A 22,979-nucleotide genomic window follows, 5' to 3' on the forward strand; every position below is an offset into this window, starting at 1 on the left:
TGGCTGATTAGGATAATTGGGTTTCTCGCTGCTCTCGCTTGATGCCGTTGCGCTCCAACAGGGCGTCGATGGTGGGCTCTTGTCCACGAAAACGCTTGTACAGCGTCATGGGATGCTCCGTTCCACCCTTCGAAAGGATGCAGTCGCGGAACCGCTGGGCGGTGGCTTGGTCGAAGATGCCGTTTCGCTTGAACACGCTGAAAGCGTCGGCATCCAGCACCTCGGCCCATTTGTAGCTGTAGTAGCCCGCCGCATAGCCGCCGGCCATGATGTGCGAGAACTGCACCGTCATGCACGTCTCGGGCAGCTGTTTGCCGAGGATGGCCTTCTCCCAGGCTTTCTTTTCAAAGGGGATGATGTCTTCGTCGAACGCTTCGCGCTGTGTGTAGTAGGCCATATCGAGCAGTCCGAAGCTCACCTGGCGCAGACATGCCATGCCTGCCATGAAGTTGCGGCTGCGCACGATGCGGTCGATTAGCTCGTCGGGAATCACCTCACCCGTTTTATAATGAAAGGCGAAGGTTTGCAAGAACTCGCGTTCAACGGCGAAATTCTCCATGAACTGCGAGGGCAGCTCCACGAAATCCCACCACACATTGGTGCCCGAAAGGCTCTCGAACCGTGTGTTGGCGAACATGCCGTGCAGCGAATGGCCGAACTCGTGCAGGAAAGTCTCCACCTCACCCAGTGTCAGCAGGGCCGGCTTGTCATCCGTAGGCTTGGTGAAGTTCATCACTAACGACGCATGGGGACGCACGTTGTTTCCCTTGCGGTCTATCCACTGCCCTTGAAACTCGGTCATCCAGGCACCGCCCTGCTTACCCTTGCGCGGGAAGAAGTCGGCATACAGCACGGCCAAATACGAGCCGTCGCTGTCCGAAACCTCGTAGGCTTTCACGTCGGGGTGATACACCGGGATATCTTTGTTCTCCTTGAAGGTGATGCCGTACAGGCGGGTAGCCAGTCCGAAGACGCCCTTGATGACGTTCTCCAGTTTGAAGTAAGGGCGCAACATCTCTGCGTCGAGGTTGTATTTCTCCATCTGTAGTTGATGACTGTAATAGGCCGTGTCCCACGGCTCCATCACAAAGTCGGCTCCCTCCTGGCGCTTGGCAATCTCGCTGAGCGCCTCTTTCTCTTCCAGTGCTGTGGGCTTGTAGGCCGCTATCAGGTCGTTGAGCAGCTGGTATACATTCTCCACCTTGGATGCCATGCGGTGTTTCAGCACATAGTCGGCATACGTGTCGTAACCCAAGAGTTGGGCTATCTCGCGGCGCAGGTTGATGAGGCGTTGGCAGATGGCCAGGTTGTTCTCATCATTTTGGTGCGTGCACACCGTGTTGCGTGCCATGTACATTTGGCGGCGCAGGTCTCTTTGGGTAGCGTAGGTCATGAACGGCGAGTAGCTGGGCATGTCGAGCGTGAACACCCAGCCATCCAAATTCCGCTCTTTGGCCGTCAGGACGGCAGCCTCGCGTGCGGTTTCGGGCAGTCCGTCCAGTTGTTTCTCGTCGGTAATGTGCAGCGTGTATGCCTTGTTCTCTTTGAGCAGATTTTGTGAGAACTGCAACGACAGCACGCCAGCCTCTTCGGTTAGCTTGCGCAGGTGGTCCTTGCCTTCATCGTCGAGCAACGCACCGCTGCGCACGAAACCATCGTACGACTTCTCCAGCAGCATCTGCTCTTCGGGTGTCAGCTCGCGATGATGCTCGTAAACATGTTTCACGCGCTCGAACAACCGCTTGTTCAGCATCACGTCGTTCGCATGCTTGGTGAGGATGGGACTGAGCTTCTGCGCCAGCTCGTCCAACTTGTCATTGGTTTCGGCCGACAGCATGCACGAGAAAACGGTTGACACGCGGTCCAGCAAGTCATAATAATGCTCGCCTTTCGAGGTGTCAACGCGTGCGATGGTGTTCTCGAACGTAGGTTCCTCGGGGTCGTTGATGGTCTTTTCGATGATTTCATCGTCGCGGCGTATGCCTTCCATGAACGCCTCCTCATAGTGTTCGAAGCGAATGCGGTTGAACGGCACGGTGTGGTGGGGCGTGTCGTATTCATTAAAAAAAACGTTGTCGTTTTTTGCTTTCTCTATGCTGTTTTCATCCATACTCGTACAATCTTCTTGATGCGTGATGCAAAAGTACGAAAAATATCAGATACACCTTATTATTATAGGGACATTTAACGAATATTAGACACGCATCCATGGGTTGAGGCACCGCTATGGGGCGTTTTTCCAATCTCATTGAGATTGATGCCCAAACTCATTGAGATTGATGCCCAAACTCAATGAGATTGGAGGTCAAAGTCAATGAGATTGGCGTGTGTGCCGGGCCGGCTTCCGTTTTTGTCGTTATTCTATAGGTTTCTTACCAGCCATCCTTAGACTTTTTACGGATGCGCCATTGCTTGTCGAAGCTTATTTTTTCTTTCCGCTGATGTTCAGTTTGTACATCAGGTGCAGCATGACGTAATGGGGAATGGTGTTGAAGCGTGTCTCGGTCTTGCCTTGTCCATTGACCTCGTACGACACGTTCTTCAGTTGCTGGAAAAGGTCGTAGGCTTCGAGTTTTGCGCTTAACTTTCCCTTGCAGAACGACTGACTGAGGTAGGCGTTGCACACCCAATCATCGGTGTTGAACGACGGGTCGTCGTATCCTCTGCGGCTGAACATCTTCAGATCCATGCCCGTTTCCAGTCCGAAGCCGAAATGATAAGATCCCACGATGCCGTAGTTGAAATCGTAAGCGTTGATGGTGTGGAAGTTTTCCCGCTTGCTGTTGACGTTGCGCCAGCCCAAAGAGCCTACCAAACTGCAGGTGGCACCTTCTTTTTGGTAGTTCAGCGAGAGTTCGTTTCGCGTCCAGTGGTTGTTCACCTTGCTCAGTACGCTCTCGGTATGTCCCTCCACAGCCGTGAGGTCTACGTTGCGATTGTAGCTGTATTTCAATTTATTTTCCAGTGTGAAGTATTTAGCACTGTCCAACGGGCAGTTGTAATAGATGCCTGCCGTGCCATCCCAGTTGCCTTTCACATTCTGCGGTTTGTAGGTGTAAACGCCCGTTGTAGGGTTGAAGGTGAAGCCGTTGGCCACGGCGTTTTGTTCCACATTGAGCGTAAAATCCAAAGTTGGCCACTTGTATCGCCTGTTGTGTTGGTCAGCAAAGTGAATTATGGTAAAGTAGGTCGTGGTGTTTTTGAGGTTTGGGTTGCCCAACGAGATCGCCAAGGGGTTAGAGTCGTCGCGCCTGTCGATTTTCGAATACAGGTCAGGCATGTGGATTCTCATGTGGCCATAAGCCCAGATGCTGTATTGATTGTAGGTGGCGCCCATGTTCAGGTTATATGATGTCTTCCATGTCTGTTGACTGATGTTGGTGTTGAGAGCCGTACTCCTGTAGTCCAGACGTTGTTTTTCGTGTTGAACGGGGATGTAGAGACCCATATAGAATGAGTTCTTGCCACTTTCTTTACGGTAGGTGATGTTCAAAGACAATTCCTGTATCTGTGTCTTCAAATATCCTTGGTAACTGTTGTTGGTGTCCAATGCTCGCCGAAGAGCATCGCGTGACGAGGGCAGGGTTCCCAATTCGTGTGCTTGCTGTTGCCACTCTTGCAGTCGGTCCAGTCTGTATTTTGAGTTGTTGGTGTATTTCATTTGTTGATTGAAAGAGAATTCTGGAAGGAAAGTCCAGCCACTTGGAAGTTGGTATCTATAGTTTACGGATGCGTAATACTCGTAGCTGTGCGAGGGCGTGTCATCGTATCTGTCGCGTTGATCTTTGGCTGTCGCACTCTGGAGATATTCTAATCGATATTGTTCGAATGCCGTTCGTTTGGTGTTGTTATAGTTGAAAGAACCTTGGAAGAAGATGTTGTCTCCCGATTTCAATGGGTAGGAACCATATAGGCGATTGGATGTTTGGAACGAATAACCTTCTCCAAGACTTTGATTTTGCTGTCTGTTGAGGGCTGCGTCTTGCACCCGACGGCTCCATGGCGTGGTGAACAAGGTATCAAGAACGGCTTGAGTGTCGCCCCAGGGTGCTGGGTCTTGTTTGAAAGAGCCTGCACGTAGGTTGCTCCAGTTGTCACTTTTGCGGTAAGTGAGGGCGTTCTCAACACGTAGCCAGAAGGGTTTACTCATCTGAAATTGGTGTTGGAGCTGGGTCTCGAAGTCTTTCGATCTACTGTCTGACACGCTTCTTGAATAGCTGTTGTTGCCCGTGTTGAGGAACGATTCGGTGGCTGTTTGGCTCACATTGTGGCTGTTTTGCCAGGAAACACTGGTTGACACGTTGTCCGTGATGGTGTTTTTGTCGTTGCTGGTAGAAAGGTTCAGCCCCACGGTCTTCTGCGTTATCTGTCCATTGGGCATCTTAGTTGGGTCCCAGTCGCCTTTCTCTCCGGGCTTGCGGTCTTCGTTCACGTTATTGAGGTTGGCGAAGACAGACATCTGTAGCCGTGGGTTGAAATACAGACCGAAGAGCTTCGTGGCGTATCGGCTGTTGGTACCTCCGGCTATGTCGGCGTTGGCGATGAAGTTTTTCTCATACTCTTTCTTCAGTTGGATGTCCATAACGTAGTCTTTCTTCTCAACGTCCACGCCCAAAGCCTTGCTCTTTTCGGTGCTTTTCTCAAACACCTGCAAGTCTTTCACGGTGTAGCTGGGCAGGTTTTCTATCAGTGTTTTGTTGTCTTTCTTGAAGAAATCTTTTCCGTTGAGCGTCAGATAATCTAATTTTCGGCCATTGATGAAAATCTCTCCGTGGCTGTTGAGTGTGGCTCCCGGCAGCTGCCTAATCAGTGCGTCGAGCATACTTCCCTGTGGAAGGTTAAAGGCTTCGGCGTTGAAGACCAAGGTGTCGCCTTTCATCACCATCTTGATTTTGGTGCTTTTCACCACCACTTCGTCCAGCGTATGCTCTTTGTCTTCCATGCGTTTGCGCTGGATGGGCATGTCATCCAAGGCAATGCTGCTCTGTCTACCTTTGAAAAGTAGTTCGTGGTTGATGTAGGTAGTTTGGTAATCGGGGTGCTCTATCTTGAAGATGTAGGTGTCTTCGCTCAACTTCTTTCGTAGGTAGAAGTAGGCATCGGGGTGTATGGCTTCTTTATTCCATGTGACGGTTCGGCAGGTGTCCACCATCACGCTGTCGGAATTCATGATGGTAATCTTGGCATCAAGCACGCAGAGATGGGTGAACGAGTCGACCACACGACCGTAGATGTCAACGTTGCGTTCTTTCTTGTGGTGTGCTGTCTGTGGTAAGGCTTGTGTGCATAACAGCAACAAAGCCCAGCATAGGAGAGTTGATCTTTTCAGGTTCATATATGATTGAATTATATTTTTGTTCGGTTGTCCGTTAGGTTAGTCGCTCCAGTGCCGGCACTGTGATGTGTCCTCTGGTGAGTTTTACCAGACCATCGGCCTGCATAGCGTTCAAAGCAATGGATATATCCAGGCGACTGGCGTTGAGTTCGGCGGCCAATCTCACCATCTTGATTTTGAAAACCTTTTCTCCTGCGGGTCGCAGTGAGCGGTCTTTGAAGAAGTGGATGATGCGTTGACGGAGGTCAGTAGGTTGAGGATGCCATGGCTGTCGCTGCATGCGTTGGCTTTGGGTGGAGATGATGTTCAGCAAATTGAGGCGGAACACGATGAGTTGGTTGGTGAGTTGTACGACGTGGGCCTTGCTGATGGACATCGTGTTGCAAGGCGTTTTGGCCGTGTAGGTACGCATGAAATGTTGGTTGAGGCCAAAGAGATGTTCTGGTTCGATGACCTGTGGCGCCCTCAGAGGTTCCGTCAGCGTGTAGCCATGGTCATCGGCGTGTGTCGTAACGCTCATCGTTCCATCCAGCAAGAAGGTCAACTGGTGGCATGGACTGTCCTCTCTCACCATCACATCCCCTGCCTGATGTTGCAGGAAAGCAAAAGGAATGCTTTCCGCCATGGCCCATAAATCTTGCTGACTGAGCCCTTGGAAGAGGGGAAGGGTGAGGAGTTTGTCGTAGGAGGTCATTTGCTGATCTTGTTTTTCAGCGAGGGTGAGAACCAAACATCATAGCGTCCGTCGGCGTTGGTGTATATCAGATAGACCATCAGGTCAGGATCTCGTTGCAGTACTTCTTTTGTCTTATCCAGTCCTAACACCATGAATGCCGTGGCGTATGCGTCAGCTTTGGCACATGTGTTGGCCAGGACGGTGGCCGAGAGGATGTTGTGCTGTACGGGATAACCTGTCTTTGGGTCGATAGTATGTGCGTATTTCTTGCCGTTCTTGTAGTAGAATCGGCGGTAATTGCCGCTGGTCGCCATGGCCTTGTCGGTGACATTGAGCACCGTTTGCAGTTCGTTGTTCGTCTGAGTGGAGTCGTCTGTCGGCTTGGTGACGCCAATCTTCCACGGCAATCGCTTGTCGCTGTTGCCGCTGGTGATGACCTCACCCCCAATCTCCACCATGAAATTCTTCACGTCTTTCGACCGCAATAGTTGGGCAACAGCATCGCATCCGTAGCCTTTGGCAATGCCCGAGCAGTCGAGCATGATGCGTGAATCTTGCTTCTTTACGGTACTTCCCATGACAGATACTTTGTCATAACCTGTGAGAGCCAGCAAACTGTCTATGACTTGCTTGGTGGGTTGTATGCCAGACTTGAAGCCAAATCCCCATGCATTCACCAAAGGAGCCACGGTAATGTCGAAGGCTCCGTTGGTATCTTTCGACACTTGCTTGGCTAAGTCGAACACTTCGACGAACATTTGGTTGAGCTGAACGGGGATGTTGCGGTTGATTTTTGAGATGATTGACTGTTCTTCAAAGGTCGAGAAGGTCATGTCTACCTTGTGTAGTTGCGCCAATATCTCTTTGTGCAGGTCTTTGTTCGACTGATAAGTAATATTGTATGTGGTACCGAAGACTTGTCCTGAGTTGTGTTGGTACGGCATACTCTGCTGTTGACGGATGATGATGACCGACCCAACGATGAGGAAAAGGAGGAAAAACAGCTTGAGCAACTTCTTCCAACGCAATGGGTTGGAAGGGACAATCTTACGCTGTTCGTCAAGTGGAGCGTTGCTGCGATCCCGCTGCTCTTTGTTTATTTCGTGTGAATTGCTTTGCCTATCATTCATACTTATACTGTCATTAAGTTCAAACTAACTTGTCATTCTTTCGGCCAGTGCCGCTTATTCGCTCTTCATTGCCTTGGAAGATGATGGAAGAGGCATGCAGGTCATCCCTTGTCTACCATTCAATAATTACGTTGAATGTTCCACCCAGGGGCGTTCCACTGTACTTTCCAAAGCCCGGAACGTACCAAGGATGACCCGCTTCGTTCTTGGTATTGGCAAGACGTCGCTTGTAACGAACGCTCCATCCCAAACGGAAAGGTCCCCAGATTTTGGCATCTACACCTACAACCCCTTCCATCCAATGAAACTGGTTGTCGATGTCTGTCAGGTCAAAGGGAATCTGTGTCTTCCAAACGGGGTCTTGAAGGCCCGGATGTGTTACCGAGTATTTGAACTTGCTGTAACCATATCGCACGCCAACATACAGGCGATAGTCGTCGTTTTTGTTCTTCATCATGTTGAAGTCAACGCCTATTCTTCCGTATGGAGCTTTCGAAGTGTAATGCAAGTGCGTGCTCGGATCCTCGCTGTCGGCTTGACCATAACCCAATTCGACAATGGGGAAGTATTTGTTGCGCAGGCTTACTCTTGCGGCTACTTCATACTGTCCGTAGTCGGAAAACTGCATTTGTGCGAGTCCCACCAGGTCTCCAGAAACGGCAACGTGTCTGAAAAAGGACAGCGTATCCTTGGGTTGGATGACGATGGCCTTGTGCCTTTGTGCCATAACGGCCACTTGTGTCACGAGCAAGAGGCTAATGCAGATAGCTCTTGAAATAGATATAGAAATGTGCTTTTGTAGCATCGTAGTTCACGTTTTCATTGTGTATGACCACAGAGTCGATGGTATGTTTGGTGTAATCCACACGCTTAATTTGATGGAAGAAAGCCGGTGGACAGTCAACCGACTCGAAATGTGGATGATCTTCCTTGGTAATGCGCAGCGTATCGATGAAACTTTTGTTCTGCTGAGTGGTCATCTTGAAGTAAAGAATGTCCTCGGGTTGCGTATAACTCATAGGCAGTAGGAAGCTGTCGATGCCGATTGCCTTGTTCAGCAGCACCGTATCACCGTTCGTAGTGCGTGGAGTGGTGATGGTAAGCGTGTCTTGCAGTTTGGCCACATCACCTTTGAGCTTGTACGAAGTGGTCACCGTGTTGTTCAGCGGACAATCGATTGTAGAGCACGAGGTGATGGCCAGCACCATCAAAATAATGTCAATTATTTTTCGCATCGTATGGTCTTTTCTATCTGGTAATCGTTCCTGCCGGGGTTAGAGCGGCTGATGAGGTCGCCTAAGAAGCCCGCTAAGAACAGTTGGGTACCGATGAGCATGGTGGTAAGGGCGATGAAAAAGTAGGGCGAGTCGGTGATCAAACGCATCGGAATGCCGTTCGACAGGGCGTAAACCTTCTCTGCTCCGAGGATAATCACGGCAATCAATCCCACCAAAAACATCAGCGAACCGAGGAAACCGAAAACATGCATCGGCTTTTTGCCGAAGTTTGACAAGAACCAAAGGGTGATGAGGTCGAGGTAACCGTTGAAGAATCGGTTGAAACCAAACTTGGATGTACCGTATTTTCGCGCCTGGTGATGTACCACCTTCTCACCAATTTTATCGAAACCAGCACTCTTTGCCAGGTAGGGAATGTAGCGATGCATCTCGCCATACACCTCAATGTTCTTCACAACTTCCCGCCTGTAGGCCTTCAGTCCACAGTTGAAGTCGTGCAAGTTCTTGATGCCGCTAATCTTGCGGGCCGTGGCGTTGAAGAGTTTGGTAGGAAGTGTCTTGCTCAATGGGTCGTAACGTTTTTGCTTATAACCCGATACCAAGTCGTAGCCATCCACGGTAATCATGCGGTACAGTTCAGGAATTTCGTCTGGAGAGTCTTGCAAGTCGGCATCCATGGTGATGACCACGTTGCCTTGGGCCTCCTTGAATCCGCAGTAAAGTGCCGGACTCTTTCCGTAATTACGGCGAAAGCAGATGCCTCGCACATGCTCTGACTGACTGGCAAGGCGTTGGATGACGTTCCAAGAGTCGTCGGTAGAACCATCGTTTACGAAGATAACTTCGTACGAATAGGCGTTTTGTTGCATGACACGCTCAATCCAAGCGTACAGTTCGGGTAGTGATTCTTCCTCGTTGAAAAGAGGGATGACAACGGATATGTCCATAGTATTCTGCAAAAATAACCAAGCATCTTTCCATCCTGTTGTCCATCTGTTCACTCATTGTGATAGGACTCTTTGGGCAAGTGGGAGCGGATGCTGGATTTGATGTTATGTATAAATTGTTTTTTATCGTGTGAGAGCATGTGGGCGTTAGCATCAAGACTTTCCGATATTTGTCATGCCGGATGCCGTTGATGCTTTATATTCTTGTATGATTTTTCACTCGTTTCATGCCAATGGCGGCCACGATGACACTCAGAAGGGCGCCAAGCAAGAGGTTTTGCGTCATGAAGACAAAGGCCAGTTCGATGGGTTTCAGCGTGCTCATGAGGTCGACTGTCTCCATGGCTTGCTTGATGTCAACGCCGTTTTGCTGATATACGCCCTCCATGGTCTGTAGGGCTTGATGCATAATCTGAACGAAATGTCCGCCATCCAAGAACTGGAAATACGCTGTTTGAACCAAGGCAAAGAGCAGGGATGCGTAGAAGATGCAGTAGCAACCGTATGTCAATCCTCGCGCAAAGGATATGACACCATCGAGTGCATAGTTGCGAAACTTGATGAATCGCCATAGCATGAAAGGGGGCGTGGCCAGCATCAGCAGGCCTCCCAATGCACTCTTGGGCATGTACATCATACTCATGAAACTGGCTGTCCATAACAGTGCCAGCCAAAGTCCGTCAATGCGGGCGAACGCCTTAAGCTGAATCAGTGAGGGTACGTTAATCATACTATCTGCAAAAGTACGCATTTTATCTCATATATATTGTACGTACACGAGAGATTTTATAGGCGGTTCCACGGTATAGACGTTAAAAATTTCCAATATCTATGCCGTAATAGTCAGCAAAAGTGCGAGCATTGTCGTTCGCAGGGTTCATGTTGTTTGACGATGATTGTTTGACAAGGCATCTGTTGACGTGTTTCCTAATATCTTATCCAGTATGTCAAACACCTCTTCGGGGCGTTCGTAAGCAAAAATGTGATAATACTTGTTGCCCGTGAGCATGGCCGATAGGTGTGTACGACTCTTGTCGTAAAGGATGAAACAGGGCTTGTGATGACGTTCTGCGTATGCCAATTCATATCCCACGCCCAAGGAGGGTGAGGTACATTCGGCAATGACCAAGTCGCAGCCCCTCAACCACTCTGTGTCCTGAAGGTAGATTTTTTCATCCGCTTCACGACCCTTACTGGTGGTAGACAGTGAGCGGTTGCCGATGTGTTCGGTGAGAACTTTGTGACTTCTTTGGATGTACTCGATGATTTGTTTGTAGAGGTTGGCATCCTCACGCCCGCCTCGGATGGAACCTGCAAAATAGATTTTCTTCATGTTTGATTGATATAGGTCGCCTGTGCAAATATAATAAAAAGGAATGAAAGATTGCCATTGCGCGCTTACCTTTATCAAGTAAACCAAGCATTCGTGGTCACATTTTTTGCTGGCGTCAGCATCATCTGCCCCAAAACAAAAGAGGGTGTATCATCATTCTGATACACCCTCGTTGATTTCTGAAATAAGTGAGCCTCTTGTCGGATTCGAACCAACGACCCCGAGATTACAAATCACGTGCTCTGGCCAACTGAGCTAAAGAGGCGGGTGGGCAAGCTACTCTTATCGCGCCGCTACAACCTAATACCCTTGCTGCGTTCCCACCCTGGGGGATTCAAAGGGAGCTGGCCGTAAAAGACTTGCCCGTTTCTTAGCGGTTGCAAAGGTAAGAAAAAGAATTGATTGACACAAGAAATGTGCAAAAAATATGTTGAGGTAGGTTCAATTTCCATATACAATTACGTTTGCAAAAGTGTTGCTTTCCAATCTCAATGCCTTTACCCTCCAATCTCAATGACTTTGACCTCCAAACTCTATGACTTTGCCGTCCAATCTCCATGACTTTGGATTTTAGGCTTTATTCTTTATGTTATTTGTTTGTTTTTGTAAGATAAAAAACTTATATTTGCATGGTAAGCAAACCTCTTTCAGCAAGTGCTGAAGGTGGTTTTGAAAATGATTTGATGAAATAAAAAAGTGACGGTATGATTAAGATTTATGGTATGAAGTCGTGTCCCGATTGCGTGGCAGTTGACAAACAGGTGGAAGGTGACAGCAGGTATCAGGTGATTGACATCGGTGAGCATGTATCGCTGTTGAAAGAGTTTTTGCGCCTACGCGACAACAATCCAGTCTTTGACGAGGCTAAGAAAAAAGGATATGCGGGCATTCCGTGTTTCGTTTTGGAAGATGGAACGGTGACGCTGAACCCTGAAGAAGCCGGACTGAAGTCGGGAAGGCCTGAACCCACCAGCTGTCGCATTGACGGCTCTGGCTGTTGAGCCGGTTTGCGATGCCGCATGAAATTGAAAAAGCCACCTTCACAGGCAGCTTTGACATATTATACAAAAACATTATGAATACTTTATTTAGCGAACAAGATCTAAAAAAAGTTTATTTTATATTTTATGAGGTTTCATGCTTGATAGCGGTGTCGCACCCGGCGCACGTCCCATTACATTTTTTACATTTGCGTTGACAATACCGTTCGCATTGCAGGCGAATGTCGTAGCCTAACATGGCACCCAGGATGAAATCCTCTTCGGGTGTCAGCTTGTTGAGCGGTTTGTCAATCATGTGGCGAACGGCGTCGATGCAAGCTGCTCTGCCAAAAAACAGATTCAGCGTATGGTTACCCGCCGGCTGAATGAAATAGTCGATGTTTTGGTTCTCCAAACGGTTCACCGCAAATTCCTCGTATTTTTTGTTGAAGGTATAGAGCACCATTTGTCGCACTCCCTTCTTGTACTCATAGATATGGTTCATGAGCACCTTCAACTCTCCTGGTATGGTTTCTGCGGTTTTCATGCTTTTCGGGCCAACGGGGTTATGGTTTCTTCATCACGTTTACAGACTTCCCTTGATGTCGTTAATCCATGCGTCGATGCGTTCATCGGTCTTGTCCTCTTCGTTGAGGTCGTCAAGTGCCAATCCAACGAACTTTCCATCCACCACGGCATCACTGTCATCAAAGGTGTATCCATCGGTTGATACGGCACCTATGATGTTGGCACCTTCAACGGCTTGATATAGCTCAGACATACCGCTGCAAAATGTGTCACCGTAAGATTCGCAGTCGCCGCATCCAAACAGGGCTACCGTCTTTCCTGACAGGCCTGCGCCTTTAAGTACCTCAACTCCTTCGTACCAATCGTCCTGCATGTCGCCAGAACCCCAAGTGGATGTTCCGAGAATAAGATTGTCGTTGTTGTTTACAATATCAGCTGTGAGGTCGGTTACGTCAACGGCTTCAACACCCAATTTCTTGGCTATCTTCTCTGCGATGGCCTGACAGGTTCCTGTCGATGAGCCATATATAACTACTGTTGGTTTCATGATTGTTCTATTTAATTTTACGTTTTTACTTTTGTTCGATGCAAAGGTATGAACAATTTGATGACCCGACAATACCTAAAAATAATGGTTTTTACAAAATACCTATTATTGGGGATGTTTTTGAAACGAAAAGCGAAGAATTTGTATCAAATGTCGACAAGTGGCTATCGGTGCATAGAATACCATGCGAGGGCCTGCCCAGCGCATCACCTCACGAACCTTTTGGCGCATCTCGGGTCTGTAACAATGCACGGGACAGTCTTTACATGCGGGCTTTTGCTCGCCAAACTTACATCGTTGCAGTCGTTCACAGGCATAATCGCCCAACTGCCTGTACGCTTCGGGTACCTCATTTAAACGTAGGCGATGCCGACAATAGAGGTCTATCATCAACCGGATGGTTTCTTGGTCGCGTTCTATCTTCGTCATCGTCGGATGAGTGTTGAGCCGGTCATGGATGCTGCGTGGCTGTTTACCTGCACCACATACACGCCTTTTGGCAAGGTAGATAAGTCCAACGAATAGGAGGTTTGACCTGCTGGAAAGGAAATTCGTTTTACCAACCCGCCTGATACGGCGTATACCGATACCGAGAAATGATGAGAAGCCACATCGTGTAACCGCATTTGTACCAAGCCATCATGCTGTACGGAAAAACGGATTCCCCTGGGTTGATGCTGCGTGATGGTCTTGATGCCACTTACACCTAATATATATAATAGACCTTTGTAGACATCTATCTGTCCGTAGCCATACTTGTTGTTGGGGTAGGTGAGTGACGGGTCGGTATGCGAACAGGTGTGCGCCAGTACGTTCATAATCTCTTCTCTCGTCAGCGTAGGCTTGGCTTGTAGCCACAGGGCGATGGCACCCGCAACGACAGGGGTCGACATGGAGGTGCCTGAATTGCTGTTCCAAGCGTACAGCCGACCCTTGAAGTTGAAATGGGCAACGTCAGACTGCACGTCAAAGGCGCTGGGATTGGTTTCCAGGTAATAGCTGCTGTATGATGAGATGATGTTGGTGCCGGGTGCCAATACATCAGGTTTCATGCGTCCGTCGTAGGTAGGACCTACCGAACTGTATTCGCCTCGTTGTCCATGTGTGCCCTGATCGTACACGCGTCGTTCGCCTTTGTAGTTGGTGATGGCCGTTCGGTAGGATGAGGCACCCACGCATATCACGGACGGTGCGCTGCCAGGTGAGAGAATGTTGTGTGTTCGCTCGCCTGCGTTGAGCTGCGGAGCCAAGGCGTTGTCGGTCCAATTGCCACTGCCGCGATAGGCTTCTATCTCACAGTCGGCCCCCACTACTTCGAACGAAAGCGGAATGGACAGTCCCACCTCGTCATCCGTCTTCACCAAAACATCGTATGCGGTTTCGGTTGAATGGTAGCTGGACGCATAGCCCATGATGCGCAAGCGATAGGTTTTGCCGCCCAGTGTGACGGTGTCGGTGAAGAGCGAGTCAGCACAGGCCAACACTTGCTTTGTCGGTATGGTCAGCGTTTCGGTGTTCTGGCCATAGCTGGTCAGGCGGAGTGTGAAGGGTTGGGTTGATTTCAGCGTGAAATAAAGTGAGTTTCTGCTGTCGGAAACGAACGTACCGGCCGATTTTTTCCCTATTGGTTTGCGGAAAAACGACTTCTTGGCTCCCTCGTTTCCGGCAGACGCTACGATGATACGGCCAGGTCCTGACAAACTGTCCAGAATGGCGTAGTAGAGTTGGTCATCGCCATGGAAGTCTTGATTGGAACCTTCGCTGAACGAAATGACGCAGGGTAGGTTGCGTTCTCGGGCATAGTCCATGATGTACTTAAAGCCAAGGGCGTCGGTGGCATAGGTATATTTATAGTAATCAGCCGAGTCGATGAACTGCTCATCGTCTGACACGGCATTGCTCACCAGGCAGATGTCGCTTTCATAGGCCATGCCCCGATACGGACTGTCGTAACCGCTTCCGGCCGCAATGCCCAGCGTATGGGTGCCGTGTGTTTGTATCCGTCCGTCACGCGAGTGCTGGTAGGCCAGCAAAGCGTCACATCCTTCATAGGCAGCACCCACGTAGAGCGTGCTGCCCAGGGTGTCGGCAGACAACTGATCCCAAAAACGCTTGATGCGATAGTGGGTCGCTGTTGAATCGTAGAAGTTGGGGTGGGTCAGGTCGAAGCCAACATCTTGCACGCCTACCACCACATCTTTCCCCGTAAAGGCATGGGGCAGTGGGTCTGCTCCCTGATAGACTGGGGTGGCGTTGAGCCAAAAAGCCACTGAATCCATCTGTGTGGCGTTGCCTCGACCAGCCTCGATGCGCTGCACCTGCTTGTGTGATGACAGGTGTCCCAACCGCTGCAACGGCACGCTCACGATGTAGATGTCACCGAATTGAGCCAAGGGTCGACAGTCATTCTCTTGAAAAATGCGTGGGGCATCACTTGTCACTCGAACAAAGGCACATAGTTCTGGCTGCTTGACACGAGGCCTGTTCAGGGGTGATGGCAATTTCCTCACGGCTTGATGTCGTTGCTGCGTCTGCTCAATAGCCAGTTGCCTGACCAGCGAAGACATCTTCGCATAATCGGTACGCTGGCCATACAGGGAGGCCGCACACCATATATATATAGATAGGATGAACAGGTATTTCTTCATTGTTTGCAAAATAAGCTAAAATAATCGACAACCACAAGTAAATAATCGTTGTTTTCCAGTCATGGATTGCGGATGGGTGCGTTACGATTTATTCACATTTTCTTTTGAACAATCAAAACATTATTCGTTTATTTTTAGCTACCTTTGCGCAAAATAGGCAGCGCCTCTGATATATCTGCCATGCTTGATGCCGTTAGCTTTGCATAAATAGCGGATAAGATAGGATTTGAGATGCGTCTGCCTACATGAATCTATTAGTCAAAAAAAACAATTTATGAAAAAACAAACTAATAAATTTATTGCCGTTTCTTATCAACTGCATGCTGATGAAAACGAAGGAATGACGTTGGTTGAAGAAGCTACTGAAGCACAGCCATACCAGTTTATCAGCGGCTTTGGTCTGACACTCGATTTGTTCGAAGATGCCCTCATTAACTTACAGGCAGGCCAAGAGTTTGAGGTGAAACTGGCTCCAGAGCAGGCTTATGGGCATTTTCAGCCAGAGCATGTGTTGGATCTCGAGCGGGAAGTCTTCACCGTTAATGGGACGTTTGATGCAGAGAACATCTATGAAGGAGCGGTGGTACCCTTGCAAAACGAGGAGGGTACGCGCTTCATGGGACGCATTCTCGAGGTGAACGACAAGCAGGTGAAGGTGGATTTGAATCACCCCCTGGCTGGAAAAACGCTCAACTTTAAGGGAAAGGTCATCGAAAACCGCGAAGCTACCAACGAAGAAATTGCTGCAATGGTTAACCAAATGGCTGGTGGATGCGGTTGTGGTGGTCACAGTGAGGGCGGCTGTTGTTGCGGAGGCTGTGGCAGTTCAGATGACGGTGGATGTGGTTGCGGCCATTAAGCCAGGGTCAACGCCTCCAAATTTTTCAACATTTCTTTCATAGAGCGAACCTAACTCACGATGATGCGCAATACATTTGGCCATATTTTCGCGTTGACAACCTTTGGTGAAAGCCATGGAGAGGCTGTCGGTGGGGTCGTTGATGGCATGCCGCCGGGCATAGACATCGATGTGCAGTTTGTGCAAAACGAACTTAACCGGCGGCGGCCGGGGCAGAGTAGCATCACCACCGATCGCAAGGAGGCTGATGAAGTGAGCTTCTTGAGTGGCATCTTTGAAGGAAAATCCACTGGCGCACCCATCGCTTTCATGGTGACAAACACCAATCAGCATTCAAAAGATTACGACAGCCTACAGCATCTTTATCGTCCATCGCATGCCGACTTTACCTATCAACAGAAATATGGTTTGCGCGATCATCGTGGTGGAGGACGCTCATCAGCTCGCATCACTTTGAGCAGATGTGTGGCTGGTGCATTGGCGAAGTTGGTGTTGCGACGGTTGGGAATCACCATACAGGCGTATGTGTCACAGGTGGGTGACATCGCCTTGCAACGAGATTATCGCTTATACGACTTGTCCAAGACCGAAAGTAACAGGGTACGCTGTCCCGATGAGGAAAAAGCCAAGCAGATGGAACAACTCATCCGGCAGGTCAAGGCGGACGGTGACACGGTGGGAGGAATCGTGACGTGTGTCATCAAGGGATGTCCCGTAGGACTGGGCGAGCCCGAGTTTGACAAGCTGCATGCGCAACTGGGGGCTGCCATGCTGTCCATCAATGCTGCTAAGGGCTTTGAATATGGCGAAGGTTTTGCGTGTGTCAGCCACCGAGGCAGTGAGATGAACGACCCGTTTGTCAACGACCAGGGACGCATTCACACCGCAACCAACCACAATGGTGGCATCCAGGCAGGCATCAGCAATGGCGAAGATATCTATTTTCGCATAGCGTTCAAGCCTGTGGCCACCATCTTGTTGGAGCAACAAACGGTAGACATTGAGGGCCATCCGGTTGCCTTCAATGCCAGCGGTCGGCATGATTCGTGTGTCGTGCCACGCGCCGTTCCCATTGTAGAGGCGATGGCAGCGATGGTAATCTTGGATAATTATCTTCTTGATTTGACCGTAAAAAAGTTCAAATCCTAACCAGCATCACAGTTCCTTGGTAGAAAAGCAAAGGTAAGACACAACTTGCGCTACTCTACTCGCATGCGAATCAAGTGATTTGTCATGCCTCACTACCTTATAGGGCCTTCCTTTCCGTATTTCTACAGGTGCTCTTTCCTTTCTGGGTGGGCTATTTCCACCATTGAGGTTCATAAGTGATTTGTCCGCATTAGACAATTACATGTTAGCCAAACAAAAAATGTACCTCCATACAAAAGGAGGCACATTTTTTCCTTAAAATAATAGTTAGATACGGAATTATAGAGCATATTTTTGACATGCTCATATCACATTACAGCGCAAATTTGTAACCAACTGTAATCTGGAAAACACTATTCTTACTGCTGTCTTCGTCAATAATCTTGGTTACTCCCCAATTGTATCGTGCATCGATATTTATATTGCTGAACTCGTAGGAAACACCAACGGGAATAGAAATATCAACCTTATTCAGTTTGGCATCAATTCCCGCAGCTTTAAGAGATTTCTCTAAATCAACCTCTGCGTTGACACCATTCTGTGAAACTTTGACTTTATTGTTGATCAAAAAGCCTGGTTGTACACCTAACTTCACGGCAAATCCATGAGCCACATAGACGTTAGCAAGAATTGGAACATTGATATAGTCTAACTTTACTGTTCCATCTACATTGCCTATCTTTCCCTTAGCTCCCTGCATAGAGTAAAGTAATCCACCCGAGAAACTAACCATGTCAGTAGCTTGCACTTCTATTTCGGCACCAACAACTGGCGCAAATCTTGAGTCGGCATCATTATCGTTTGTAAGCGTAGCCATGTTTAAACCTACTTTAGGCTGTAAAGTAACCGTACCTTTTTCACGCTGTCCGTACGCTGCAATTGTTATAAACATAACGCATGCACTTAAAATAACTTTTTTCATAGAAGATAATTATTAAAAATAAATTAAACTTATGCAAAGATAAACAAACAACGTGACACACCAAACGTTAACGATAGATTTTTTAGGAAGAGAGAAATATTTCTACTTGAGAATATACGATAGAAACACATACGAAATCATGCTATAATAATGAAATTCCGAATACAAAAAAGTCGCCGATATTCAGCGACTTTTTATAATTGTATGTAAGTTGTTGTTGATTTGTTTCAACTTATCCAAAGTTATCAAACATGATAGATTCAGGATCTACTCCAAGGCTATCCAACATCTTTTGTACAGCTGCACTCATCGGACCAGGACCACACATGTAGTACTCGATGTCTTCTGGCGCTTCATGATCCTTCAAGTAGGTCTCATACATTACTTGATGAACAAAACCAGCCGTGTATTTCACACCAGCTTCATCAGCTATAGGATCGGGTCTGTCCAATGCCAAATGGAAATGGAAGTTAGGATATTCTTCCTCCAATGCGTGGAAATCATCTAAGAAGAATGCTTCGTTCAGTGAACGCGCACCATAGAAATAATGCATTTCACGATCGCGGGTGTGCAATGTCTTCAACATATACATGATTTGACTGCGCAACGGTGCCATACCAGCTCCACCGCCAACCCATATCATCTCTTTCTTTGAATCGAGGATGGGATGGAAGTCACCGTAAGGTCCACTCATCTTTACCTTATCGCCGGGCTTCAAAGAGAAGATATAACTGGAAGCAATACCGGTTGGAACGTCTTGGAAGCCCACTTGTGGACGTGGCTTGAATGGCGTTGAGGCAATACGCACGGTCAGCATGATGATGTCGCCTTCATCAGGATAGTTGGCCATGGAGTAAGCGCGTACGGTAGGCTCGGGGTTGTGAGCCTTGATAGAAAGAATGTTGAACTTCTTCCATGCGCCAATGTACTCTTCGCCAATGTCATCTTTGTCGAAATCTTTGTCGTAATCAATCACATCGTATGCGGGAATTGATATTTGAGCATACGAGCCCGGTATGAAGTCCATGTGTTCGCCAGGAGGCAACTGTACTTTGAACTCCTTGATGAAGCTCGACACGTTTTTATTGCTGATGACGGTGCATTCCCATTCTTTGACACCTAAAACGGTTTCAGGTATTTTGACTTTCAGGTCACCTTTCACCTTGCACTGGCATCCTAAACGCCAATTATTCTTTATCTCTTTCCTTGTAAAGTGAGGACGCTCTGAGTCCAAGATTTCGCCTCCTCCTTCAATCACTTGTAATCTGCATTGTCCACAACTGCCCTTTCCGCCACATGCAGAGGGGAGGTAAATTCCATTTTGTGTAAGGGTGTTCATGATAGAAGCACCTTGTGGAACGCTGAGAGTCTTATCTTCGTTGATGACGATATTGACGTTTCCGCTTGGCGAGAGATATTTTTTAGCGACCAACAGTATGATGACCAGCAAAAGAATGACGGTCAAGAATACGGCAATGCTCTGTAATATAAATGAAAATTCCATAATTGATGATTATATTTTTAAGCCAGAGAAGCACATCATGGCAATGGCCATAAGTCCTACGGTAATGAAGGTGATACCAAGACCTTGAAGCGGTTTTGGCACATCACTATATTGTAATTTCTCACGAATAGCCCCCATGAGGACAATGGCAAGGGTCCATCCCAATCCACTTCCCACAGCGTAAGCAATTGCGTCAGCAATGTTACCGACATACTGTGTGTTACTTGGATCCAGATTGATACGTTGCTGCATGAACATGGAACCACCCATGATGGCGCAGTTTACGGCAATCAGCGGAAGGAAGATTCCCAATGAGGCATAGAGTGACGGACTATATTTCTCGACCAACATTTCTACCAATTGCGTCATACCGGCGATGACGGCAATGAAGATAATGAAACTCAAATAACTTAATCCTAATGGATCCAAGACTTTGGTTTGAAGCAAGTAGTCTACCGGAACGGTGACAAACAGCACGAATGTCACTGCCATGCCTAAACCAAACGAGGTCTTTACATTCTTCGATACGGCCAAAAATGAACACATTCCAAGGAAGAATGCGAAAATCATGTTGTCGACAAATATCGATCTGAAAAATAATGATATGATATGTTCCATAATAATTCTAATTGATTAAAATTGCATGAATTACTTTTCTTCTTGATAGAAATAGGCACGGTGAATCCAAATGACACATCCAACAAGAATTAAAGCCATTGCCGGCGTGGCCATCATACCATTATTCATATAACCAAAGTCGTAGAAAGACGATGGAATAATCGTAAATCCTAATAAAGTACCTCTACCAAACAATTCACGAAGAGCTCCCACAATCACTAAAATCATTGCGTAACCTAAACCATTTCCCACTCCATCAAGAAAGGATGGCCAAGGTTTGTTCATCATCGCAAATGCTTCCAAGCGTCCCATCAGAATACAGTTGGTGATAATCAAAGCCACATATACTGAGAGTTGAACACTCACGTCATACGCGTATGCCTTTAAGATTTGGCTCACGATGGTTACCAATGCGGCTACAACAACCAATTGTACGATGATACGGATTCGCATCGGAATGGTATTGCGAATAATCGAAATAATTACATTTGAAAATGCAGTAATAACCGTCACTGCCAATCCCATGACAATAGCTGGCTTTAATTGTGAAGTTACTGCCAAAGCCGAACAGATTCCCAAGACTTGAACCAAGATAGGATGATCCAAATTGAGAGGGCTTGTAAAGACTTTCTTATTTTGTGTTGAAAATAATGCCATAATACTAAATCAATTTAATGAGCTTTCAAGAAATTCATATATGCACCTAAACAAGTCTGCAACATCTCGGTCACACCGTTGGAAGTGAGCGTAGCACCCGTTATACCGTCAACTTGCGTGGAAGGGTCTTCCACCTTCTTGCTGACAGCCAGTGCGATTTGATGGGGATCTTGCGCAAATAGTTTCTTACCTTGAAACTGGTTTTGCCATGCACGGTTATCTTTAATTTCAGCTCCCAATCCAGCTGTTTCGCTATCATGGTCGAAGTAAGTTCCGAAGACAGTCGACTTATCTGCATTAATGGCAACATAACCATTGATTGCTCCCCAGAGTCCCATGCCATAAACGGGTATCACATACTTAGTTTGTCCATTAACCTTACAAACGAAGAGTGCTAACTTTCCGTTCTTAAAGTCGGCAGAATTAAGTTTAAAACCGTTGTTTTCTCCGCCCTGTTCTCCTTTTTCAAGAACATTACCCTGCTCATCGATGATTTCATCAGCGAGTACAATTTCTTGATACTTTGCAGCAGCGTCTTCATTATTCAAATCTCTAATATTCAACGAATTTAATATCTGCTTCTTCTTATCCAATGCCACGTTGGCATCTTGCATGGGTTTCAAAGCCTGAAACACAAAAGCCAACAGGAATGCAACAAGAACAACGATAATGATTGAATATATGATCGTATAGGAGTTTGAATTGGTATTCAATCCTTTTTTATTTCCTTCAGCCATCGTCTTATTTATTATGAGCAGTTAAACGTTTCATTCTCTTGTTGATGTTGCCTTGAACGACGCAATAGTCAATCAATGGGGCGAACATATTCGCAAACAAAATCGACAACATCATACCTTCAGGATAACCAGGATTCATCACGCGGATGATGATTGTCATCACACCGATGAGGGCGCCATAGATATACTTACCCTTTTCTGTACGTGCGGAAGTTACTGGGTCGGTAGCCATGAATACGGCACCGAAACAGAACCCGCCTAATATAAGATGCTCGTACCATGCTATAGACGTCATACCGAGTGCACTGAAGAGTGCGGCCATGAGACCACCACTAACGAATACGCTCAACATCGTTTTCCATGAAGCGATGCCTGTAACCAACAGCAGCAAGGCACCTATGGCGATGGCGATGACACTGGTTTCTCCAACGGAACCTGGTATCAAACCAATCAACATGTCACAGGTAGAGTAGGGTATGTCTACATGGAGAGCCAGTTCACCAAGCGGAGTAGCCATGGTGGTTGCATCTGGCAAGGTATTGCCCAAACCAAATATCTGATGGCTGGCTACCCATATCGAATCACCCGTCATCTGTCCAGGATAAGAGAAGAAAAGGAACGCGCGGGCAGACAATGCCACATTAAAAATGTTCATGCCCGTTCCACCAAATATCTCTTTGCAAAAAATCACTGCGAATGCAACTGACAATGCAAGCATCCACAACGGACAGGTGATGGGGATGATGAGCGGCATTAAAATGCCCGTTACCAAATAGCCTTCCTGAATCTCTTCTTTCTTCCACTGCGCCCAGGCGAATTCGATGCCCAGACCTACGATGTAAGAAACAAGGATTTTAGGTAACACGGCCAAGAAGCCATAAAAGAACATCTCCCAAAAAGAGGCGTTGGCCAACTCTCCGGCAGCTGCGAAATTCTGATATCCAATGTTGTACATTCCAAACAACAAGGCAGGTAGCAGAGCGATGACCACCAAACTCATGATTCTCTTCGAGTCGATGGCGTCATGGATGTGAGCTCCTGTTTTGGCTGTCGTGTTGGGAACATAAAGGAAACTCTCAAAACCATCATAGACACTCCAGAAAGCATGTAGCTTACCGCCCTCTTCGAAGTGTGGCTTGATTTTATTTAAATATTTTTTTAAACTCATGTC

General features: G+C 47.6%; 22 protein-coding genes and 1 tRNA gene. 3 read left to right on the plus strand and 20 right to left on the minus strand.

The genetic code is table 11. The features are described 5' to 3' along the window. Window positions 1-7: 7 nt before the first annotated feature. The 10 genes from HMPREF0650_RS02460 to HMPREF0650_RS02505 all read right to left on the minus strand — a co-directional run bounded on the left by HMPREF0650_RS02460 (window position 8) and on the right by HMPREF0650_RS02505 (window position 10,924). The gene (locus HMPREF0650_RS02460) at window positions 8-2,110 is read right to left on the minus strand and encodes a M3 family metallopeptidase (protein WP_004348128.1); all 2,103 of its coding nucleotides are present in this window, start codon (window positions 2,108-2,110) and stop codon (window positions 8-10) included. Window positions 2,111-2,422: 312 nt separating this feature from the next. After that, window positions 2,423-5,335, minus strand: a complete 2,913-nt coding sequence (locus tag HMPREF0650_RS02465) for a hypothetical protein (RefSeq protein WP_004348130.1) — start codon at window positions 5,333-5,335, stop codon at window positions 2,423-2,425. A 34-nt stretch (window positions 5,336-5,369) separates the two neighbouring features. Further along, entirely contained in the window at window positions 5,370-6,029 is a 660-nt protein-coding gene (locus HMPREF0650_RS02470) for a Crp/Fnr family transcriptional regulator (RefSeq protein WP_004348132.1), read from the minus strand. Then, on the minus strand, window positions 6,026-7,039 hold the full coding sequence (locus HMPREF0650_RS02475) for an FAD:protein FMN transferase (protein WP_040562209.1): 1,014 nt from the start codon (window positions 7,037-7,039) through the stop codon (window positions 6,026-6,028). Before HMPREF0650_RS02475 ends, HMPREF0650_RS02470 begins: the two co-directional genes overlap by 4 nt. A gap of 214 nt (window positions 7,040-7,253) precedes the next feature. Continuing rightward, window positions 7,254-7,868 carry a DUF6048 family protein gene (locus HMPREF0650_RS02480; RefSeq protein WP_004348134.1) on the minus strand — a complete coding sequence of 205 codons (615 nt, stop codon included), beginning with the start codon at window positions 7,866-7,868 and terminating at the stop codon, window positions 7,254-7,256. A gap of 28 nt (window positions 7,869-7,896) precedes the next feature. Continuing rightward, window positions 7,897-8,376, minus strand: a complete 480-nt coding sequence (locus HMPREF0650_RS02485; protein WP_004348135.1) for a DUF6452 family protein — start codon at window positions 8,374-8,376, stop codon at window positions 7,897-7,899. Beyond that, the gene (locus HMPREF0650_RS02490; protein WP_040562179.1) at window positions 8,364-9,326 is read right to left on the minus strand and encodes a glycosyltransferase family 2 protein; all 963 of its coding nucleotides are present in this window, start codon (window positions 9,324-9,326) and stop codon (window positions 8,364-8,366) included. The genes HMPREF0650_RS02485 and HMPREF0650_RS02490 overlap by 13 nt, the downstream gene beginning before the upstream one ends. A gap of 196 nt (window positions 9,327-9,522) precedes the next feature. Further along, the gene (locus HMPREF0650_RS02495; RefSeq protein WP_245543445.1) at window positions 9,523-10,077 is read right to left on the minus strand and encodes a DUF4199 domain-containing protein; all 555 of its coding nucleotides are present in this window, start codon (window positions 10,075-10,077) and stop codon (window positions 9,523-9,525) included. A 126-nt stretch (window positions 10,078-10,203) separates the two neighbouring features. Next, window positions 10,204-10,659 carry a nucleoside 2-deoxyribosyltransferase gene (locus tag HMPREF0650_RS02500; RefSeq protein ID WP_050774828.1) on the minus strand — a complete coding sequence of 152 codons (456 nt, stop codon included), beginning with the start codon at window positions 10,657-10,659 and terminating at the stop codon, window positions 10,204-10,206. Between the two features lie 191 nt (window positions 10,660-10,850). Next, window positions 10,851-10,924, minus strand: a tRNA-Thr gene (locus tag HMPREF0650_RS02505). Window positions 10,925-11,363: 439 nt separating this feature from the next. On the opposite strand from HMPREF0650_RS02505, the gene HMPREF0650_RS02510 reads away from it, so the two are divergent. After that, window positions 11,364-11,660 (plus strand): hypothetical protein, encoded by a 297-nt coding sequence (locus tag HMPREF0650_RS02510; RefSeq protein ID WP_004348139.1) that lies wholly within the window; start codon window positions 11,364-11,366, stop codon window positions 11,658-11,660. A 124-nt stretch (window positions 11,661-11,784) separates the two neighbouring features. Here HMPREF0650_RS02510 and HMPREF0650_RS02515 read toward each other — a convergent pair whose 3' ends face one another. The 4 genes from HMPREF0650_RS02515 to HMPREF0650_RS02530 form a co-directional block, all read right to left on the minus strand. Beyond that, window positions 11,785-12,186 carry a DUF2023 family protein gene (locus HMPREF0650_RS02515; protein ID WP_004348140.1) on the minus strand — a complete coding sequence of 134 codons (402 nt, stop codon included), beginning with the start codon at window positions 12,184-12,186 and terminating at the stop codon, window positions 11,785-11,787. A 39-nt stretch (window positions 12,187-12,225) separates the two neighbouring features. Beyond that, on the minus strand, window positions 12,226-12,714 hold the full coding sequence (gene fldA, locus HMPREF0650_RS02520) for a flavodoxin FldA (protein ID WP_004348141.1): 489 nt from the start codon (window positions 12,712-12,714) through the stop codon (window positions 12,226-12,228). Between the two features lie 105 nt (window positions 12,715-12,819). Then, entirely contained in the window at window positions 12,820-13,143 is a 324-nt protein-coding gene (locus HMPREF0650_RS12595; RefSeq protein WP_004348143.1) for a nitrous oxide-stimulated promoter family protein, read from the minus strand. Further along, a complete protein-coding gene (locus HMPREF0650_RS02530; RefSeq protein WP_004348145.1) occupies window positions 13,140-15,362 on the minus strand; it encodes a S8 family serine peptidase in 2,223 nt (740 codons plus the stop codon). Before HMPREF0650_RS02530 ends, HMPREF0650_RS12595 begins: the two co-directional genes overlap by 4 nt. Window positions 15,363-15,636: 274 nt before the next feature. Here HMPREF0650_RS02530 and HMPREF0650_RS02535 point away from each other — a divergent pair, with 274 nt between their 5' ends. Both HMPREF0650_RS02535 and aroC read left to right on the plus strand, forming a co-directional pair. Continuing rightward, window positions 15,637-16,221 carry an FKBP-type peptidyl-prolyl cis-trans isomerase gene (locus tag HMPREF0650_RS02535; protein WP_004348148.1) on the plus strand — a complete coding sequence of 195 codons (585 nt, stop codon included), beginning with the start codon at window positions 15,637-15,639 and terminating at the stop codon, window positions 16,219-16,221. 63 nt (window positions 16,222-16,284) lie between these two features. Further along, window positions 16,285-17,370 (plus strand): chorismate synthase, encoded by a 1,086-nt coding sequence (gene aroC, locus HMPREF0650_RS02540; RefSeq protein WP_040562211.1) that lies wholly within the window; start codon window positions 16,285-16,287, stop codon window positions 17,368-17,370. Window positions 17,371-17,683: 313 nt separating this feature from the next. On the opposite strand, the gene HMPREF0650_RS02545 is transcribed toward aroC, so the two are convergent. The 6 genes from HMPREF0650_RS02545 to HMPREF0650_RS02570 form a co-directional block, all read right to left on the minus strand. Then, window positions 17,684-18,292: a porin family protein gene (locus HMPREF0650_RS02545; protein WP_040562183.1), complete on the minus strand. Its 609-nt coding sequence runs from the start codon at window positions 18,290-18,292 to the stop codon at window positions 17,684-17,686. 232 nt (window positions 18,293-18,524) lie between these two features. Beyond that, on the minus strand, window positions 18,525-19,796 hold the full coding sequence (nqrF, locus tag HMPREF0650_RS02550; RefSeq protein ID WP_004348154.1) for an NADH:ubiquinone reductase (Na(+)-transporting) subunit F: 1,272 nt from the start codon (window positions 19,794-19,796) through the stop codon (window positions 18,525-18,527). 9 nt (window positions 19,797-19,805) lie between these two features. Next, a complete protein-coding gene (gene nqrE / locus HMPREF0650_RS02555; RefSeq protein ID WP_004348156.1) occupies window positions 19,806-20,414 on the minus strand; it encodes an NADH:ubiquinone reductase (Na(+)-transporting) subunit E in 609 nt (202 codons plus the stop codon). Window positions 20,415-20,444: 30 nt separating this feature from the next. Beyond that, on the minus strand, window positions 20,445-21,071 hold the full coding sequence (locus tag HMPREF0650_RS02560; RefSeq protein WP_004348157.1) for an NADH:ubiquinone reductase (Na(+)-transporting) subunit D: 627 nt from the start codon (window positions 21,069-21,071) through the stop codon (window positions 20,445-20,447). Window positions 21,072-21,085: 14 nt separating this feature from the next. Continuing rightward, complete coding sequence (gene nqrC, locus HMPREF0650_RS02565; RefSeq protein WP_004348158.1) at window positions 21,086-21,808, minus strand: NADH:ubiquinone reductase (Na(+)-transporting) subunit C; 723 nt, start codon at window positions 21,806-21,808, stop codon at window positions 21,086-21,088. A 4-nt stretch (window positions 21,809-21,812) separates the two neighbouring features. Then, the gene (locus tag HMPREF0650_RS02570; protein ID WP_004348159.1) at window positions 21,813-22,976 is read right to left on the minus strand and encodes an NADH:ubiquinone reductase (Na(+)-transporting) subunit B; all 1,164 of its coding nucleotides are present in this window, start codon (window positions 22,974-22,976) and stop codon (window positions 21,813-21,815) included. Between the last annotated feature and the right edge of the window lie 3 nt (window positions 22,977-22,979).

This window comes from Hoylesella buccalis ATCC 35310 (assembly GCF_000177075.1).
GTDB lineage: Bacteria > Bacteroidota > Bacteroidia > Bacteroidales > Bacteroidaceae > Prevotella > Prevotella buccalis.

Excerpts from the sequence above, each read along its gene's own strand:
- HMPREF0650_RS02545 (WP_040562183.1), bottom strand. The coding sequence starts at position 18,292 with ATGAAAAAAGTTATTTTAAGTGCATGCGTTATGTTTATAACAATTGCA.
- HMPREF0650_RS02485 (WP_004348135.1), bottom strand. The coding sequence starts at position 8,376 with ATGCGAAAAATAATTGACATTATTTTGATGGTGCTGGCCATCACCTCG.
- HMPREF0650_RS02490 (WP_040562179.1), bottom strand. The coding sequence starts at position 9,326 with ATGGACATATCCGTTGTCATCCCTCTTTTCAACGAGGAAGAATCACTA.
- nqrE (WP_004348156.1), bottom strand. The coding sequence starts at position 20,414 with ATGGAACATATCATATCATTATTTTTCAGATCGATATTTGTCGACAAC.
- HMPREF0650_RS02510 (WP_004348139.1), top strand. The coding sequence starts at position 11,364 with ATGATTAAGATTTATGGTATGAAGTCGTGTCCCGATTGCGTGGCAGTT.
- HMPREF0650_RS02470 (WP_004348132.1), bottom strand. The coding sequence starts at position 6,029 with ATGACCTCCTACGACAAACTCCTCACCCTTCCCCTCTTCCAAGGGCTC.
- HMPREF0650_RS02535 (WP_004348148.1), top strand. The coding sequence starts at position 15,637 with ATGAAAAAACAAACTAATAAATTTATTGCCGTTTCTTATCAACTGCAT.
- HMPREF0650_RS02480 (WP_004348134.1), bottom strand. The coding sequence starts at position 7,868 with ATGGCACAAAGGCACAAGGCCATCGTCATCCAACCCAAGGATACGCTG.
- HMPREF0650_RS12595 (WP_004348143.1), bottom strand. The coding sequence starts at position 13,143 with ATGACGAAGATAGAACGCGACCAAGAAACCATCCGGTTGATGATAGAC.
- HMPREF0650_RS02515 (WP_004348140.1), bottom strand. The coding sequence starts at position 12,186 with ATGAAAACCGCAGAAACCATACCAGGAGAGTTGAAGGTGCTCATGAAC.
- nqrF (WP_004348154.1), bottom strand. The coding sequence starts at position 19,796 with ATGGAATTTTCATTTATATTACAGAGCATTGCCGTATTCTTGACCGTC.
- HMPREF0650_RS02570 (WP_004348159.1), bottom strand. The coding sequence starts at position 22,976 with ATGAGTTTAAAAAAATATTTAAATAAAATCAAGCCACACTTCGAAGAG.
- HMPREF0650_RS02530 (WP_004348145.1), bottom strand. The coding sequence starts at position 15,362 with ATGAAGAAATACCTGTTCATCCTATCTATATATATATGGTGTGCGGCC.
- aroC (WP_040562211.1), top strand. The coding sequence starts at position 16,285 with ATGCGCAATACATTTGGCCATATTTTCGCGTTGACAACCTTTGGTGAA.
- nqrC (WP_004348158.1), bottom strand. The coding sequence starts at position 21,808 with ATGGCTGAAGGAAATAAAAAAGGATTGAATACCAATTCAAACTCCTAT.
- HMPREF0650_RS02495 (WP_245543445.1), bottom strand. The coding sequence starts at position 10,077 with ATGCGTACTTTTGCAGATAGTATGATTAACGTACCCTCACTGATTCAG.
- HMPREF0650_RS02460 (WP_004348128.1), bottom strand. The coding sequence starts at position 2,110 with ATGGATGAAAACAGCATAGAGAAAGCAAAAAACGACAACGTTTTTTTT.
- HMPREF0650_RS02500 (WP_050774828.1), bottom strand. The coding sequence starts at position 10,659 with ATGAAGAAAATCTATTTTGCAGGTTCCATCCGAGGCGGGCGTGAGGAT.
- HMPREF0650_RS02560 (WP_004348157.1), bottom strand. The coding sequence starts at position 21,071 with ATGGCATTATTTTCAACACAAAATAAGAAAGTCTTTACAAGCCCTCTC.
- HMPREF0650_RS02465 (WP_004348130.1), bottom strand. The coding sequence starts at position 5,335 with ATGAACCTGAAAAGATCAACTCTCCTATGCTGGGCTTTGTTGCTGTTA.
- fldA (WP_004348141.1), bottom strand. The coding sequence starts at position 12,714 with ATGAAACCAACAGTAGTTATATATGGCTCATCGACAGGAACCTGTCAG.